Origin of the sequence: Labilithrix sp., assembly GCA_019637155.1 — a bacterium.
GTDB lineage: Bacteria > Myxococcota_A > Polyangia > Polyangiales > Polyangiaceae > Labilithrix.
In genome coordinates, this window is record JAHBWE010000007.1 from 148,407 (window position 1) to 164,544 (window position 16,138).

20 protein-coding genes are annotated in these 16,138 nt (G+C 67.9%); 5 read left to right on the top strand and 15 right to left on the bottom strand.

The genetic code is table 11. The features are described from left to right. Nucleotides 1-5 precede the first annotated feature (5 nt). From rplF to KF837_16415, 15 genes are all read right to left on the bottom strand, one after another. A complete protein-coding gene (rplF, locus tag KF837_16345) occupies nucleotides 6-599 on the bottom strand; it encodes a 50S ribosomal protein L6 (GenBank protein ID MBX3228893.1) in 594 nt (197 codons plus the stop codon). A 4-nt stretch (nucleotides 600-603) separates the two neighbouring features. Next, nucleotides 604-1,002 carry a 30S ribosomal protein S8 gene (gene rpsH / locus KF837_16350; GenBank protein MBX3228894.1) on the bottom strand — a complete coding sequence of 133 codons (399 nt, stop codon included), beginning with the start codon at nucleotides 1,000-1,002 and terminating at the stop codon, nucleotides 604-606. 4 nt (nucleotides 1,003-1,006) lie between these two features. After that, entirely contained in the window at nucleotides 1,007-1,192 is a 186-nt protein-coding gene (locus KF837_16355; GenBank protein ID MBX3228895.1) for a type Z 30S ribosomal protein S14, read from the bottom strand. Nucleotides 1,193-1,211: 19 nt separating this feature from the next. Next, entirely contained in the window at nucleotides 1,212-1,865 is a 654-nt protein-coding gene (gene rplE, locus KF837_16360) for a 50S ribosomal protein L5 (protein ID MBX3228896.1), read from the bottom strand. A gap of 8 nt (nucleotides 1,866-1,873) precedes the next feature. Then, nucleotides 1,874-2,230, bottom strand: a complete 357-nt coding sequence (gene rplX / locus KF837_16365; protein ID MBX3228897.1) for a 50S ribosomal protein L24 — start codon at nucleotides 2,228-2,230, stop codon at nucleotides 1,874-1,876. Beyond that, the gene (gene rplN / locus KF837_16370) at nucleotides 2,230-2,598 is read right to left on the bottom strand and encodes a 50S ribosomal protein L14 (GenBank protein MBX3228898.1); all 369 of its coding nucleotides are present in this window, start codon (nucleotides 2,596-2,598) and stop codon (nucleotides 2,230-2,232) included. Before rplN ends, rplX begins: the two co-directional genes overlap by 1 nt. Nucleotides 2,599-2,603: 5 nt before the next feature. After that, nucleotides 2,604-2,948 carry a 30S ribosomal protein S17 gene (gene rpsQ / locus KF837_16375; GenBank protein MBX3228899.1) on the bottom strand — a complete coding sequence of 115 codons (345 nt, stop codon included), beginning with the start codon at nucleotides 2,946-2,948 and terminating at the stop codon, nucleotides 2,604-2,606. 2 nt (nucleotides 2,949-2,950) lie between these two features. Further along, complete coding sequence (gene rpmC / locus KF837_16380) at nucleotides 2,951-3,256, bottom strand: 50S ribosomal protein L29 (GenBank protein ID MBX3228900.1); 306 nt, start codon at nucleotides 3,254-3,256, stop codon at nucleotides 2,951-2,953. Beyond that, on the bottom strand, nucleotides 3,253-3,669 hold the full coding sequence (gene rplP / locus KF837_16385; protein ID MBX3228901.1) for a 50S ribosomal protein L16: 417 nt from the start codon (nucleotides 3,667-3,669) through the stop codon (nucleotides 3,253-3,255). Before rplP ends, rpmC begins: the two co-directional genes overlap by 4 nt. Before the next feature lie 3 nt (nucleotides 3,670-3,672). Then, nucleotides 3,673-4,377 (bottom strand): 30S ribosomal protein S3, encoded by a 705-nt coding sequence (gene rpsC, locus KF837_16390; protein MBX3228902.1) that lies wholly within the window; start codon nucleotides 4,375-4,377, stop codon nucleotides 3,673-3,675. 10 nt (nucleotides 4,378-4,387) lie between these two features. Beyond that, a complete protein-coding gene (gene rplV, locus KF837_16395; protein MBX3228903.1) occupies nucleotides 4,388-4,732 on the bottom strand; it encodes a 50S ribosomal protein L22 in 345 nt (114 codons plus the stop codon). Between the two features lie 244 nt (nucleotides 4,733-4,976). Continuing rightward, nucleotides 4,977-6,068: a formylglycine-generating enzyme family protein gene (locus tag KF837_16400; protein MBX3228904.1), complete on the bottom strand. Its 1,092-nt coding sequence runs from the start codon at nucleotides 6,066-6,068 to the stop codon at nucleotides 4,977-4,979. Then, entirely contained in the window at nucleotides 6,065-8,875 is a 2,811-nt protein-coding gene (locus KF837_16405; GenBank protein ID MBX3228905.1) for a hypothetical protein, read from the bottom strand. Before KF837_16405 ends, KF837_16400 begins: the two co-directional genes overlap by 4 nt. 57 nt (nucleotides 8,876-8,932) lie before the next feature. Continuing rightward, entirely contained in the window at nucleotides 8,933-9,361 is a 429-nt protein-coding gene (locus KF837_16410; protein ID MBX3228906.1) for a hypothetical protein, read from the bottom strand. Between the two features lie 92 nt (nucleotides 9,362-9,453). Beyond that, on the bottom strand, nucleotides 9,454-10,215 hold the full coding sequence (locus KF837_16415; protein MBX3228907.1) for an alpha/beta fold hydrolase: 762 nt from the start codon (nucleotides 10,213-10,215) through the stop codon (nucleotides 9,454-9,456). Nucleotides 10,216-10,602: 387 nt separating this feature from the next. On the opposite strand from KF837_16415, the gene KF837_16420 reads away from it, so the two are divergent. From KF837_16420 to KF837_16440, 5 genes are all read left to right on the top strand, one after another. Next, nucleotides 10,603-11,664, top strand: coding sequence for a hypothetical protein (locus tag KF837_16420; GenBank protein ID MBX3228908.1), 1,062 nt, complete (start codon nucleotides 10,603-10,605; stop codon nucleotides 11,662-11,664). Between the two features lie 127 nt (nucleotides 11,665-11,791). Then, entirely contained in the window at nucleotides 11,792-12,271 is a 480-nt protein-coding gene (locus KF837_16425) for a hypothetical protein (GenBank protein ID MBX3228909.1), read from the top strand. A gap of 20 nt (nucleotides 12,272-12,291) precedes the next feature. After that, complete coding sequence (locus KF837_16430; GenBank protein ID MBX3228910.1) at nucleotides 12,292-13,542, top strand: MFS transporter; 1,251 nt, start codon at nucleotides 12,292-12,294, stop codon at nucleotides 13,540-13,542. A 15-nt stretch (nucleotides 13,543-13,557) separates the two neighbouring features. Next, a complete protein-coding gene (locus tag KF837_16435; GenBank protein MBX3228911.1) occupies nucleotides 13,558-14,859 on the top strand; it encodes a hypothetical protein in 1,302 nt (433 codons plus the stop codon). Further along, nucleotides 14,859-16,136, top strand: a complete 1,278-nt coding sequence (locus KF837_16440) for a hypothetical protein (protein MBX3228912.1) — start codon at nucleotides 14,859-14,861, stop codon at nucleotides 16,134-16,136. Before KF837_16435 ends, KF837_16440 begins: the two co-directional genes overlap by 1 nt. Nucleotides 16,137-16,138 lie beyond the last annotated feature (2 nt).

Consider the following 16,138-nt stretch of genomic DNA (forward strand, 5'->3'; position numbering starts at 1 on the left):
GCTCCTTACTTGCCCTTCGAGGCGGCCTTGCCGGCCTTCTCGCGGACCTTCTCGCCCTGGTAACGAACGCCCTTGCCGCCGTACGGCTCCGGCGGGCGGAACCCGCGGATCTTCGCGGCGGTCTGGCCCATGACTTCCTTGTTCGACCCCGTCAAGATGACGATGGTGCCCTTGGAGTCGCCCGGGATCTGGACGGTGACCCCCTCGGGGATCGGGTAGTTGATCTGGTGCGAGAAGCCGAGCTGGAGGTTCAGGATCTTGCCCTTCACCTCGGCGCGGTAACCCGTGCCGACCAGCTGCAGCGTCTTCGTGTAGCCGTTGGAGGTGCCCTCGACCATGCCGTTGATGATCGAGCGCGCGAGGCCCTGGAAGCGGGCGCCGTCGCGGCCGTCGACGGTGGGCTTGATCGAGACCTCGTTGTTCGCGATCTCGACCTTCACGTTCGGCGTGAGCGGGCGCGAGAGCTGGCCCTTCGGGCCCTTCACGTCGACCTTGCCGTTGGCGACGGTGACGGTGACGCCCTTCGGGAGCGCGATCGGGCGCTTGCCGACGCGCGACTGGCGGAGCGGCGCGGTGGGAGTGGCTGCTTCGTTGCTCATTGGATCACCAGACCTCGCAGAGGAGCTCGCCGCCGACCTTCTGCTCGCGCGCCTGACGGTCGGTCATGACGCCGTGCGAGGTCGAGAGGATCGAGATGCCCATGCCGCTGCGGACGCGCGGGATGCGGTCGTGGCGGACGTAGACGCGGCGGCCCGGAGCCGACACGCGACGGAGCCCGTCGATCGCGCTGTCCTTGCCGCGGCCGTAGCGGAGGACGACGGTGAGGGTCTTCTTGCCTTCGCCGTCGCTCTCGCGGACGTCGTCGACATAACCTTCCTGCTTGAGGACATCGGCGATGTTCTTCTTCAGGAACGAGTGCGGCATGTCCACGCGGTCCTTGCGAGCAAGGGCGCCGTTGCGGATACGCGCGAGGAAGTCCGAGATCGGATCGGTCATGCTCATGATTTCACCAGCTCGCCTTGATGACGCCGGGGATCTCGCCGCGGAGTGCATAGAGCCGCAGGCAGACGCGGCACAGTTCGAACTTGCGGTAGTAGCCGCGTGAGCGGCCGCAGACCTTGCAGCGGTTCACGTGGCGGACCTCGAACTTCGGGGGTCGATTGAGCTTCGCAAACTGACACGCACGAGCCATTGTCTTGTCCTTATTTCCTTCAGGCCGCGCGGAACGGCATTCCCATGGCCTGGAGGAGCGCGCGCCCCTCTTCGTCGGTCTTCGCGGAGGTCACGAAGGAGATGTTGAGCCCCTTGATGACGTCGATGCGGTCGTAGTCGATCTCGGGGAAGATGATCTGCTCCTTGAGACCGAGGGTGTAGTTGCCCTTGCCGTCGAACGCCTTGCGCGAGACGCCGCGGAAGTCACGCGTGCGCGGGAGCGCGACGGAGATGAGGCGGTCGAGGAACTCCCACATCTTCTCGCTGCGGAGCGTGACCATCGCGCCGATCGGGATCCCCTCGCGGAGCTTGAAGCTCGCGATCGCCTTCTTGGCGCGGGTGACGACCGGCTTCTGGCCGGTGACGGCGCGGAGCTCGTCGACGCCCGAGTCGATGATCTTCGGGTTCGTGACGGCCTGGCCGAGGCCCATGTTCACCACGATCTTCTCGAGGCGCGGGACCTCCATCGGGTTCGTGTAGTTGAACTGCTTCTGCAGCGCCGGCACCGCCTCGTCGCGGTACTTCGTCGCGAAGCGCGCGGCGATCGCCTGCGTGTTCGACGTGTTGGCGGGCGCGATGACAGCCTGGCTTCCGCCGCGCTGCTCCTTGCCCTTGCCCTTCTTCTCGCCCTTGGGCTTCTTCTCGTCAGCCATGGCTACCCTCAGCTCGCCTTCTCGGCGGAGGCCGCTTTACGGGGCGACGGGATCTCCTCGCCGCTCTTCACCGCGACGCGGACCTTCTTGCCCTTGTCGTCGGTCTTGATGCGAACGCGCGTGCCCTTGCCCGTCTTCGGGTCGACGAGCATCACGTTCGAGGCCGCGAGCGGCTGCTCGCGCTCGAGGATGCCGCCCTGCTGCATGCGCGGGTTGGGCTTCATGTGGCGCTTCACGAGGTTCACGCCCTCGACGACGACGCGGTCGGTCTCGATGAAGAGACGCATGACCTTGCCCTTCTTGCCCTTGTCTTTGCCGGCGATCACGATGACCTGATCGCCCTTCTGGAGACGCTGGGTGCTCATCACACGACCTCGGGAGCGAGGGAGATGATCTTCATGAACTTCTTGCCGCGGAGCTCGCGCGCGACCGGCCCGAAGATGCGGGTGCCGATCGGCTCGAGCGTCGCGTTGATGAGGACGGCCGAGTTCTCGTCGAAGCGGATCGACGTGCCGTCGGGACGAGACGTGTCGTCCTTCACGCGCACGACGACGGCCTTCGCCGTGTCGCCCTTCTTCACCTTCGCGCCGGCGACGGTCTCCTTGATCGCGACGACGATGACGTCGCCGAGGCGGGCGTAGCGGCGGCGCGAGCCGCCGAGGACCTTGACGCACTGGACACGCTTGGCGCCGGAGTTGTCGGCGACGTCCAGGTTGGTACGCATCTGGATCATGGCGCTTATTCCTCCACGAACTTCTTCACGAGGCGCACCACGATGAAGCGCTTGTCGCGCGAGATCGGGCGGTGCTCCTGGATCTCGACCTCGTCGCCGACCTTGTACTGGTTGGTCTCGTCGTGCGCCTTGTAGCGCGTGCGCGAGCGGACGTACTTGCCGTAGAGCTTGTCACGCGTGGAGGTGACGCACTCGACGACGACGGTCTTCGCCATCTTCGCCTTGATGACCTTGCCCGTCATCTTGCGGCGGAAGCCGTGCGCGGCCTTCTCGACCGCGAGCGTGCGCGAGCTCTTCGGGGCGGGGATGTCCGCGGCCTCGGCCGCGCCCTTCTTGGATTCTTTTGCCATGGCTACTTCGCGCTCTTCTTCTTGGGACGGGCCTTCAACGCGACCTTCTTACGAGACGGCGACTTCGCCGGCTTCGCGGGAGCCGCCACCTTCTTCGGAGCTTCGCCCTTCGCTTCGGCGTTGAGCTCGAGCTGGTGAAGGATCGTCTTCACCCGCGCGAGGTCGCGCTTCGTCTTGTTGATGGAGCTCGTGTCGTCGAGGCGGTTCGTGAAGTTCTTGAACCGGTTCTGGAACGTCTCCTTCGCGAGCGACTTCTCGAGCTCGCGGAGGTCTTCGACGCTGCGCTCGCGCAGATCCTTCGCCTTCATTGGATGCTCCCGCGGATGAGGAACTTGTAACCGAGCGGGAGCTTGTGACCGGCGAGGCGGAACGCTTCGCGCGCGGTCTTCTCGTCGACGCCCGAGATCTCGTACATGACGCGGCCGGGCTGGATGTCCGCCGCCCACTCCTCGACGCCGCCCTTGCCTCCACCCATTCGAACTTCGAGGGGCTTCTTGGTGACGGGGCGGTGCGGGAAGACGCGGATCCAGAGCTTGCCGACGCGCTTCACGTGACGGGTGATCGCCATACGACCGGCCTCGATCTGGCGCGCGGTGATGCGGCCAGGCTCGACGGCCTGCATCGCGAAGTCGCCGAAGGAGACGTCGGACCCGCGGTACGCGATGCCCTTGTTGTTCCCCTTCTGCATCTTGCGGAACTTGGTGCGCTTGGGAGAGAGCATGACTCAGGTGGCTCCTGCGATCTGCGGGCGGCGCTGGCGGCGGGCGAGGACCTCACCCTTGAAGACCCAGCACTTGACGCCGATGATGCCGTACTTGGTTCGCGCTTCGGCCTGACCGAACTCGATGTCGGCGCGGAGCGTGTGGAGGGGGACGCGCCCCTCGCGGTAGGTCTCGACGCGGCTCATCTCGGAGCCGCCGAGGCGACCGCCGCAGCGGATGCGGATGCCCTTCGCGCCGAACTTCATCGCCGTCGAGAGGGCCTTCTTCATCGCGCGGCGGAAGGCGACGCGGCGCTCGAGCTGCATCGCGACGTTCTCGGCGACGAGCTGCGCGGAGGTCTCCGCCTTGCGGATCTCCTGCACGTCGATGAAGACCTCGTTGTCGGTGAACGACTGGACGCCGGGGAACTTGGTCTCGCCCTTCGCCGCGGTCTTGAGGTTACCGATCTTGAGGATCTCGATCCCCTTGCCGCCCTTGCCGATGACCATGCCGGGGCGCGCGGTGTAGACGATGACCTTCGCCTTGTTCGCGGCGCGCTCGACCTCGACGGACGCGATGTTCGCGTTCATGAGGTACTCCTTCACGGCGCGCTTGATGCGGACGTCCTCGTGGAGCCACTTCGCGTAGTTCTTGTCCTCGAACCACTTGCTGTTCCACGTCTTGATGACGCCGAGGCGGAAGCCGTACGGATGAACTTTCTGACCCATTGCTGATTTCCTACTCGCGCGCGCCGAGGTGGATGGTGATGTGGCTCATGCCCTTCTGGATGCGCGTCGCGCGACCCATCGCGCGCGGGCGCCAGCGGCGCATGTGCTTGTTCGGAGCCTTGTCGACGAAGGCGGTCTCGACGAAGAGGGTGTCGAGGTCCACGCCCGGGCTCGTCGTCCGCGCGTTCGCGACGGCGCTCTCGATGAGCTTCTTCACGACCGGCGCACCCGCCTTCTTCGTGAACTCGAGGAGCTGCAGCGCCTCGCCGGCCTGACGGCCGCGGACGAGCTCAATCATGACACGAGCCTTGCGGGGGCTGAGCCGCGCAAAGCGGGCGATCGCCTTCGAAACCATGGTCTTGGAGCCTTCCTCTTGGGCCCCGTCGTACCTCCGACGTCCTTTCGGACGAGCTTCAGAGGCCGTTACGGCAGCTTAGAGCTTGAGAAACACTCGAGTTTCCCCGAGCCCGCGACCTCCCGAGGGAGGACGAGGGACGCGCACTCTACCCACTGCGCGGGTTTTCGCAAGCGATATGGACTCTTTCGAGACGTGGTCTTCGAAATCCCGGGTTTTCAGGCTCCGTCTCGGACGTCCCGCATCACTGAATCGTCCGCGCGATGCGGAAGCCATCAGGCACGACGGCCGTTGACGGCGGGCCCGACGCGTTTGCGGCACGCGCCGCCGTCGACCAAGAAAAGAACGCACCGCCCCGGGACGAGCGCGGGGTCGACACATCCGCCTCGATCGTGGGACTGGGATCCGTCTGGGGCCCGGTGGGGAAGTGGCTTCGGTACCGGTCGTTGACCCACTCGTAGACGTTCCCAATCGTGTCGAAGAGACCCCACGCATTCGGGAGCTTCATTCTTACCGGGTGTGTCGTATTTCCAGAGTTCCACGCATACCACGCTATAGCGTCAAGGTTGGGATCGTAGATGACCTCGCCAGGGCGTGAGATGCGGACGAGATTTCCGGAGTAGACCGCCGTGCGCGAGCCCGCCCGAGCCGCGTACTCCCACTCGGCGTAGGTCGGGAGACGGAAGCCGGCGCACTCGTAGATGCTCGGCGCGGTGAGCTTCACGACAGTGCAAGCGAAGCCCCGGCCGACCTCGCCCGTGCAGCCGGCGAGCTGGTAGCACGCGGGCAGCGGGGGTACCGAGGTCGTCGACAGGTGATTCAAGTACGCGAGGGCCTCGAACCACGTCGTGTGCGTGACGGGACACGTCGCCTCCATGGACGTGAACCCAGGCTTCGCCCCCGCGCGGTTGTTGGGGAGATTCGAGCTGAATTTCAGCCACTGCTCGACGGTGACCTCCGTCTCGCCGATGTCGAAGGCCCGCGTGAGGGTGACGGGCGCAAGGGGCTCGGCGTTCTCGCCTCGCCCTTGCTCGTCGTCCGGTGAGCCCTGCACGAAACATCCTGGCGGGATGCGGCACAATCCGTTCGCACAGCTCGGCCGGACGGCCACATGCGTACACGAGTTCCCGTCGATCACGGCCGTCCAGCCACTGGTCGCTTCGATGACGACGACCGGGCCGGCCTCGCCCGCGGCGCTCGCATCGTCTCTAGGCGGCACCGGGCTCGCCGTCGCCGCGTCGGCGGAACCTCCCACACGCTCGGTAGTGTTGCAGTGCGTGGCGGGAACCCCAGCCACCACGCAGAGCGCAACGCGGAACCGCGTGCCGAACCTCATGGCTGGTCGTCGACGCGGGTCTCGCGCCCGGTGTCTTCAAGGAACCGAGCGTGCTCGTTTGTCTCGGCAACAGCGAAGGCCGCGCCACGCAGCTGCGCCCACGAAACGGTGGCCTGCCGACATCCTTCGCCGGTAGCTGCGCCACACGCGCTGCGATAGGCGTCGTGTATCTGGCGGGTTGGCCATCGCTCAGCGGCCTGCCCCGTGTTGATGGCCCAGTAGAAAGCTAGCCAGTCCATCTCGACTCCTTGCGTCAACTTGTCGTCCGTCGCAGTCGAGTCCAAGCAGTGGGTGTTCCGCCATCTCCTCTTCTCCGTGCACGAGATCGGATACGGAGGCTTCGTCAAGGAGAGCGCCGGCCGACCGGGGTCGGGTTCGGGGTCGAGGCCGCACTCCTCTGCGCCCGAACGACAGGTCGTATCGAGGAACTCCTTGTAATAGCCGAATGTGCAGTCCGCGTCGGTGTCCCGGTTCCAGAGCTTCGCCGCGAGGAAGTGCGCGTAGCCCTCGCTCTGTGCGGCATTTGCGGTCTCCATCGACTGGATGCAATGCGACCCGTCGACCAGGGGAACGTGACGACAGGCACACACTGGGTTGATGTCGTCCGTTCCGTACGACTTGGCGAGCGTCCCCTGCGACGCGTGCTGGAAGAAGTGTCCGAGCTCGTGTCCGACGACGAACTTGAACCGATTGCTGCCGAACACACCTGGTCGCTGCACGAAGTCGGGCTCAAGGTAGAGCCTATTGCCACTCGTACACGCCGTGCCACGAATGGAAGGGCACTCCTGATTCGCAAAGATCGTCGGCGTCGCGCCCGCGTAGCGGCGCTCGACGAGGCCGAGAACGACGGACAGATCGCCGCCCGTCTCGCGCTCGCGTTCGAGTGCGTGGCTCACCACCGCCGCAACGCGCGTGGTCGGCGTGATCGAGTCCTTGGTCCCGACGTCGGTGGCGTTGATTCGAAGCATGGGAGGACCGTAGCCGTTCGGCCATCCTGCAAACGCCCCCTCCGCTGCCGTGACGGTTCGACACGCGCTCGGCGCGTCCGCCGCTCGCTCCGCGAAGGCAGTGCAAAACCTTGGCGTGCTCGCATTCTCGCTGTCCGCGACGACGATGTTCGCAGCGCCGAGGCTGCTCGTCGTGCTCTCCGCACAAGCAGCGCCGGTCGGATCTGCGCACATGACCGGTCGAAGGAAGAACGCGGCGCGAAGGTTGTCCTCGCGGCCCCACGCAAACGGGTCCGGGAGCCGGTCCTTCGGAATGCAGCCGCGTTCGTCGAGGACTCCATCGAACGCGTACCGCACGGCGCCGTCGGCTATGAGCGTCACGCTCGCGAGCGCGCGGGACGCCGGGAACGCTTGCACGCCGCGCGCGGCGTAATAGTCCTCTGAAGCACCATTGCTCCAGGGCCCCGAGTCGACGAAGTCGGCCGGCCAATCGAAGCAGACCTCGGTGGGACGGATCACCTCGACCGACCAGCAGAACCCGTCGCCGTCACGTGTTCGAACGCACCGGCTTCCCACGTCCACGAATCTCGATTCGGAGGGGTCGAACTCGTCGATCGAACCGCCGACATTGGCTCCCGTCACTGCGTTGAACCTCAGTTTCAAGTAGAATTGTCGGTCGTCGCCACCGCAGAGAAGGGCGTCGTCATCCCAGACGTCGAACGTCGCCTCGACCTCCGCGGCCTCGAGGTCCAACGGGGCATCGAAAAGCTCGTCGCAGTTGTTCTCTTCCGCGCACTCTTGCATGTCCCGCGGCCCGAGCTCATGGCCACCGATGATCACCGACTTGAACACCGGATCGTTGTCGCCGCAGCCGTCGTCCCCGCGAGTGACCTCGGTCACACGCAGCCGGAATCGCGGCCCAGTTGGACCCGCGAAGGTGCTGAGCGTCATCGAGGCCGCCGCGAACGGCGCGGGCGGAACGGGCGCGGTCGAATAGCCAGGACCATAGAAGTTCGACACCGCTCGCGCCGTCGCCGCGGCGCTCGGCTCACCAGGTGCGTCGATCGTGAGGTCCAACGTCTGCGTGGGCACGGGGATGACGTCGGTCGCGGTGCAGCGCAGTGAGCCACTCTCCGCGGTAACGGACGTGCCGAGGATCGACCACGTCGCCGACCCCTGAGAAGGATCGAAGTAGCCGTAGAACGCGTAGGGGTTCAGACCCGGCTGAAAGAGCGTCGACGGCGTGCTGAAGGACGTGCCCTCCAGTCGATTGTCGGCGCCGAGCGCGAGTTCGATCGGACCCATCGTCTCGTTTTCGTAGCCGAACAGGCCCGCAGCGGAGTCGACGCGCGATTGCGAGAGACACGTGAGGATCGGACGGAGCCCGAAGAGTCGCGACCAATGCTCGAAGGCCTCGAACTGGACCGACGTGTGCTGCTCGATCTTCACCGACTTCGCAAAGAACGAGCCCTGGATCCCGGCGCTGTGCTGGTGCGCCCTCAGCGAGAGCGCGGCGTACGGGGCGAACACGGAGCCGCGGAACGGACCGTCCACGTTCACTGCCTGGGTGCCGGTAAAGCCGAGGATGAACCGGCCGCTCGGTCCCGACGTCGCGACCGAGCCGGCGAGCCCGACCGCGCTGCGCACGAGGAGCACGACCGGACCATTGGTCGTGTCGACGGCGAGGGCGGCTTTCGAGTGAATGTCGAGCGAGTTGAGCTCGTATCGACCGGCAGAAAGCGAGAGGACGCTCTGCGACTTCGTCGTGACGCTGGCGTAGCGCCCGGGGGCGAGTTGAACGTTTGCGCCCGCGGTCACGGGGACGTTCTGCGTTCCGGGCGTCACCACGAGCGGCATCACGATGCTGCGAACGGGGACCGCCTGGTGCTGGTGCGTCGCGCCGGTGATGGTAGCGCCCTAATGACGAAGAACTGCCCCCGCCGATGTGACGTCCCCGTCGACGGTCGCACGATTCTTCAATTCGACAGGGCCCACGCTCACGACGTCGCGCGCCTGTGACCAAGTGCTCAAGAGCGTCTTCGAAAGACCGGCGTTGAACACGAGACCGGCGGCTCCACTCTGCGACGCGACGACCGATGCATGGGGGTCGATCGAGATCCCGTCGCCAGCCGCGATCGCGATGTCCGCCAGCTCGCGCCCCGACGGAAGCAGGATGGCTGCGTTCTGGTTTGGGGTCAGCGTCACTGCGCTTCCGACGCTGCCTGCGCGTTCACCGCCGCTCCGAGCGCTCGGCGCCGCTTCGTTCGCGCGCTCGCTGCACCCCGCACCAAGCGCGACGCTCGCCACCACGAGCGCAAGCCACCGTCCCCATCGGCGATTCTTCATGGCCCCTCCTTGTCGGCTTCCACGAAAACATCGCAACCCGCAGAGGTCAAGGGTCAGACGTGACGGTGCGCCGCAACGGCGCCAAACCGGCGCTACGCGGTTTTGTTCGCCGCCAGGTGCGTGCGGACGGCGGCGTTGAAGGCCTGGGAGGCTTCGAGGTTGACGTGGTGGCCGGCGCTCTCGAGGACCTCGCGGCGGGCGTTGGGCATCGACTTCGCGTACGCGTCCGCCATCTGATGGAAGATGGGGAGGTCGCGCGCGCCCGAGACGATGAGCGCGGGGGCGCGGACGTTCGCGAGGCGGAGGAGCGGGTCGGGCTCGTTCCAGGTCGCGGTGACCTTCCCCGTCCAGTGATGGCCCATGTAGTCGAGGACGATCGAGCGGACCTCGTCGAAGAGCTCCTCCGAGTGGCGGAGCGACTCGAAGAGCGGATCCTCGAGCCACATCTCCGCCGCGGTCGCGCGATCGCCGTCGTTCGCGAGGCCGACGCAGCGCTGCCACGACTCGATCCCGAGCTTGCGTCCGAGCAGCATCGGGCTCGCGAGGACGAGGGACGCGACGCGATCGGGATACTGCAGCGCGAAGTCGACCGCGACCGCGGCGCCGAACGCGCACGCGATGACGTGGGCCTTGCCGAGGTGCGCCGCGTCCATCGCGCGCGCGACCTCCCTCGCGTATTCGACCTCACCGACCTCGCGCGCCTGCGGTCCGAAGCCGGGCAGGTCCACGAGCAAGAGGCGGTGGTCCTTCCCGAAGGCCTCGACCTGCCGCCGCCAGATGCGCGAGTCGAGCGCGAACCCGTGCAGGAGCACGAGGGCGGGACGATCGTCGGCTGCTCGTGCGCGCGCGGCCATTCAGATCCTCCGGGTTATAGACGGAGACGTCCGGCGTTGTCGATCGCGAAGGAGCTGGTCGAGATCGACGGTCATCCTCGGCACCGCGCGCGACGAGGACACGGTGTCCTCCGGCGCGTAGCGCGCGTCCTCGGCGTCGAGCTCGGTTCACGTCCCGCGCGCGGTCGAGCGCGAGGAAGACACGAGCGCGTGTGACAGCCCGCACGCGTTGACGATCCATCACCGCGTCCACGCTGCAGCACTCACACGACGCAAGCGCTGTCACCCGACGGGTGACGGTTGGTTCCGCTCCACGCCAGGCCCCCCCGACGACCACGCTGAAATCGCTCGCCTTTTCGAGGCTACACTCACAATGTAGGTTGGCATGCGCAGAGCATGCGAGCGGACATGCTTCGCTCCATCGCCTGCCTCGCCCTTCCTCTTCTCATGCTCGCCGGCTGCACCGTGAACGCGGACGACACGAGCGCCGCGAGCGAACAGCACGCGACCTCGGCGGAGGACGTCGAGGTCGCGCGTCTGCGGACGGCGTTTCGCCAGGGCGCGAGCCCGCTCCCGCGGACGGCTGATCGGAGCGCCCTCGCGAAGGCCCTCGGCTTCGGCAGCCGGAGCCCGGACGGGCTTCGTCGCGTGTGGACGTGCGCGCGTCGGGCGGCGGGCCGCGGCGACGAACCGGGCGCGACGACCGTCCACTACTCGTTCCAGCCGGGCGCGGCCGACGACGAGGCGACGAACGAGGCGGACGGGTTCGGCGCCAGCTTCGTCCGCGATCCGCAGGTCCCGAGCGAGCTGATCGGTTATCGCGCCGGCCACACGCCGGGAGCGATTCAGACCTTCCAGACCGTGCGCGTCGACGGCGACGACCTCGTGATGGAGGAGACGCTGCGCCTCGGCGTCGGCGCCAGCACGTACGAGCAGGAGCGCTGGAACAAGGCACGCAACACGTACGAGTCCGCGCTCTCGGGCAGCGGCTTGGCGCTCGCGTACACGCGCTGCACGAACCCAGCCGGTCACCAGAACGGCGCGCCGGTCGTCTTCTACGACGACTTCTCCGACGCGAGCTTCACGCGACAGAGCTGGGGCGACAACGTGCGGCTCGAGGGCGCGATGCTGGAGCCCTGGACCGACGCGCGTCTGACGGTGTCGGCTCCCTTCTCCACGTTTCACGTGACGTACGGCCACACCCCCTCGAGAGGCACGTTCTACATCGGCGATCTCCAGATCCGTCACATCAACAGCAAGCTCCTGATCAACGGCACGCTCTCCAGCTTCGCGATCGACAACGGCGAGGAAGTGACGTTCGAGCTCCTCGAGGACGAGGTGCGCATCACGAAGGGCGACGAGTCGATGTCGATTCCTTCGGGGCAAGGGCACGTCGTCCCCGCGGGCTCCGTCGTCCATCTCCTTCCCGAGGGCTTCAGCATCGACCGCATCCGCATCGACGCGCTCTGACCGAAGGAGCCGATCGCGCCCGTCTTCGTCGCATCGGACGAGCGCCCGATGGTGCTGTGATCGTGGCACGCGAGGGTCGACGCCGCAATCGAGGTCCGGCTTCGCCAAGACCGAGCTACGGTGGCCCATGGCCGATAGCAAGACCCTCGCGCAGCTACAGCTCACCGTGGCATCCGAGAAGCCGTTCGTCGCGACCGGGTGGTGGCAGGGGTTGCCGGTTCGTTACGAGGAAACCTACGTTTCCCACCAAAAAGGGAACAGCGTCATGACCGTGCTTTTCGTGCAAGCACCGGCGTCGCTGCCGCTCGCCCTCCGAGCCATCCACCACACCACCGACGCGCCCTTCGGAATTCCGATCGCCCTCTCTTCGGACAGCGACTTCGACGGCCGGTACCGCTGCTTCGCCGGCTCGCCCCAGGCCGCGGCCGTCCTGCAGAACCCCCAGTTCCGTCAGCTCGTCACGGCGGGCCGTCGGCGGGGTCGACCGGGTGAGGTCCTCACGCTCGACTCCACCAACGGGCAGGTTCGGATGACGATCGCGAGCTGGGATCACCCCGTCGAGATCGTGTCGGGCGCCCTCGCGGCGGCCCGGATGCTGGCTGTTTGACGACTTGCTAGCATGACCGCGTGCGCGGGCGGTCGGTCGTGGTGGCGCTCGCTGCGTTGTACGTCGCGCAGGGGATACCGTTCGGGTTCGCGACGGAGTACTTGCCGGTCGTCCTCCGCGAGAGCGGCGCGAGCTACACCGCGATCGCGGCGCTGTTCTGGCTGCAGCTGCCGTGGCAGCTCAAGATGGTCTGGGCGAGCGTGGCGGATCGGCCTTCGGTGCGGCCCCATACGCGGCGCGCGATCCTCGCGATGCAGCTCGCGCTGACGGTGACGGTCGCGTGCTTCGCGATCGCGCCGCTGAAGAACGCGCTCGGTCTGTGGCTCGCGCTCACCTTCCTCTCCGCGCTCTTCGCCTCGACGCAGGACGTGTTCGTCGACGCCTTCGCCGTGCGCGTGCTCCGCCCCGACGAGCGCGGCTTCGGGAACACCGCGCAGGTCGCGGGGTATCGCCTCGGCATGCTCGTCGGCGGCGCGGCGCTCCTGCTGCTCGTCGGCGTCCTCGGCGAGCGCGTCACCTTGCTCGCGTGCGCCGCCGCGGTGGGCGCCGCGAGCCTCGGCGCCTTCTTCGGCGCGGAGGAGGCGCTCCCCTCGCCGCGCAAAGGGGGACCTCGCTCGGAGCAGGCGCGCGGCGGCGGCGCCGGCGACCCGGGCGAGAGCGCGGCGCTCGGCGGCTGGGCGCTCGTGCGGCACATGCTCGGCGGCGACGCGCGGCGCGTCGTGCTCGTCGCGCTCACGTTCAAGCTCGGGCTCCACATGGCGGTGTCGCTGCTCAAGCCGATGGCGGTCGACTACGGATGGTCGAAGCAGCAGATCGGCGCCGCGATGGTGAGCGTCGGCTCCGCCTCCGCGCTCGCAGGCGCCGCGGCCGGCGGCGCGGTGCACCGGTTCCTCCGCGAGAAGCGCGCGCTCGCGAGCGCGCTCGTCCTCCAGGCGCTCGTCTGCGCGCCGCTCGTCGTCGTCGATCGGATGCACGCGCCGATCGGCGTCACGACCGCCGCCCTCGCGATCGAGCACTTCGGGAGCGGCCTCGGGACGACGGTCCTCTTCGCCGCGCTCATGACCGCGACGCGGCCCGCGAACGCCGGGCTCCAGTACACGATCCTGACGAGCTTGAACGCGTTCGCGCTCGGCATCGGCGGCCTCCTCGGCGGGATCTGCGCCGATCTCGTCGGAAAACAGGCCACCTTCGCGCTCGCGACCGTGGTCTGCCTCCTGCCTGGATCGCTAATCATCCGGTGGGACCAAGCCGCGGCCGCTTCGCGAGCATGATGCTAAACTGACGCCATGGCTTTGGGCTCGCGGCGCTGGGTGCTTGCCGTGATGGGCGCTGCGTGCGTGGCGTTCGCATGCAACGCGATCGTCGGCGTCGAGGACGTGAAGCTGAAGGGCAGCGGCGGCACGCGCCTCCAGAACGAAGGCGGCCCCGACGACGACGACGACTTCGGCGACGACGACGACGACGGGCCGCGCGACTCCGGACCGACCGTGGAGAAAGACCGGCCGCAGCTCGCGCTCGGCTTCAGCCACACCTGCGCCCGCATGCTCGACGGCACCGTCCGCTGCTGGGGCGCCAACGTCTTCGGCCAGCTCGGCGACGGCGCCGAGGTGCGCGACGCGCAGGCCCCGATCCCGCCCGACTCGCTGCGCGCGAAGGACGTGCCCAACGTCAAGGACGCGATCCAGATCGCGGCCGGCAGCAACCACACCTGCATCCTCAAGGCGTCGGGCAAGGTGCTGTGCTGGGGCGACAACTTCTACGGCCAGCTCGGCGACGGGACGGAGCTCGACTCGTCGAACCCGGTCGAGGTGAAGGAGCTCGACGACGCGGTCACGCTCTCGGCCGGCGGCAACGTCACGTGCGTCATCCGCCAGAGCAAGAAGGCCGCGTGCTGGGGCTACAACTTCCGCGGCGGGCTCGGCGACGGCACGACCGCCGACTCGACCAAGCCCGTCACCGTGAACGGCCTCGACGACGTCGCGCAGATCGCGCCCGCCGCCAACCACACCTGCGCGGTGAAGACGAACGGCGAGCTCTGGTGCTGGGGCGGCGCGGTCGACGGCCAGCTCGGCACCGGCTCGCTCGAAGACACGACGAAGCCGACGCGCGTGACCGCGCTCTCGGACGTCGTCGAGGTCGCGGTCGCGTCCGCGTACTCGTGCGCGCGGACGCGCAGCGGGACGATCCACTGCTGGGGCCGCAACAGCGACGGACAGCTCGGCGCGGGGGCGATCAGCACCGCGGCGAACCCCTCGCCGATCGCGGTCGCGATCACCGACGCGATCTCGCTCGGCGCGGGCAGCACGCACACCTGCGCCGTCCGCAAGGCCGGCAACGTCATGTGCTGGGGCAACGGCGTCTTCGGGCAGCTCGGCATCGGACCGGTCGACGCGGCGACGAACAAGAGCCCGATCCCGGTCGACGTGCAGAACGTGCAGACTGCACGCTTCATTTGGAACGGCGGCGGCCGCACCTGCGCGCTGACCTCGGACGACAAGGCGCTCTGCTGGGGCCGCAACGGCGACGGGCAGCTCGGCATCGGCTCGACCGAAGACAAGAACGTCCCCACGCCGGTGAGCGACTTCTGATGCCGCTGCGATCGTGGTTCGTCGTCGCGCTCGCGAGCGCGGGCGCGCTCGTCGCGTGCAACGCGATCATCGGCGTCGAGGACGTCAAGTTGAAGCAGTCGTTCGTGCCGCGCGCCGACAGCGGACCTCCCCCCGGCGACGACGACGACGACGATGACGACGACAGCGGCGAGGTGCCGTTCGACGAGACCGAGCGCCCCACGATCGCGCTCGGCTACAACCACGGCTGCGCGCGCATGCTCGACAGCACCGTGCGCTGCTGGGGCGACAACGGCGCCGGTCAGATCGGCGACGGCGAGCCGTTCGGCGGGACGCGCGAGAACGTCCTCCGCCCGAAGAGCGTCCCGAACGTGAGCGACGCGATCGCGATCGCCTCCGGCCTCGCGCACACCTGCATCGTGCGGAAGGGCGGCGCGGTCTCGTGCTGGGGCGTCAACTCGTTCGGCCAGCTCGGCGACGGGACGACGAACCGCTCGTCCGCGCCGGTCGACGTCATCGGGATCACGAACGCGGTCGCGGTGTCGGGCGGCAACAGCACGACGTGCGCGCTGCTCGCGGACAAGACGATCTCGTGCTGGGGCTACAACGGCTCCGGCAACCTCGGCGACGGCACGAAGACGTCGTCCTCGAGGCCGGTGAAGGTGAAGGGCGTCTCGAACGCGAAGGCGGTCGCGGCCGCGGCCGATCACACCTGCGCGCTCGTCGGCGACGGCGACGTCGTGTGCTGGGGCAGCAACGCGACCGGGCAGCTCGGGATCGGCTCGGACGACGCGGGCGCCGGCATCGGCCCGGTGAAGCTCTCGCTCTCGGACGTCACGCAGGTCGTCGCGGCGGCGAAGTTCGCGTGCGCGCTCGAGGCGTCGGGCCGCGTGTACTGCTGGGGCGCGAACGACAAGGGGCAGCTCGGCAACGGCGCGGCCTCCCCGGAGCCGAACCCCTCGCCGATCCTCGTCAGCGACGTCACCGACGCGAAGCACGTCTGGGCCGGGATCGATCACGCGTGCGCGGTGCGCGCGACCGGCGCGGTCATGTGCTGGGGCTTCGCGGGTCAGGGCCAGCTGGGGATCGGCGCCGTCGAAGCGAACGACAAGAAGGACGCCCCCGTCCAGGCGCGAGGCGTCGTCGCCGCGCGCGCCGTCGCGACGGGCGGCGATCGCACGTGCGTCGTGCTCGCCGACGACAAGGCGGTGTGCTTCGGCGCGAACACGCTCGGCCAGCTCGGCAACGGCAGCACCGACCGCGCGCTCACGGCGACGCCGATCAGCGACTTTCCGTGAGG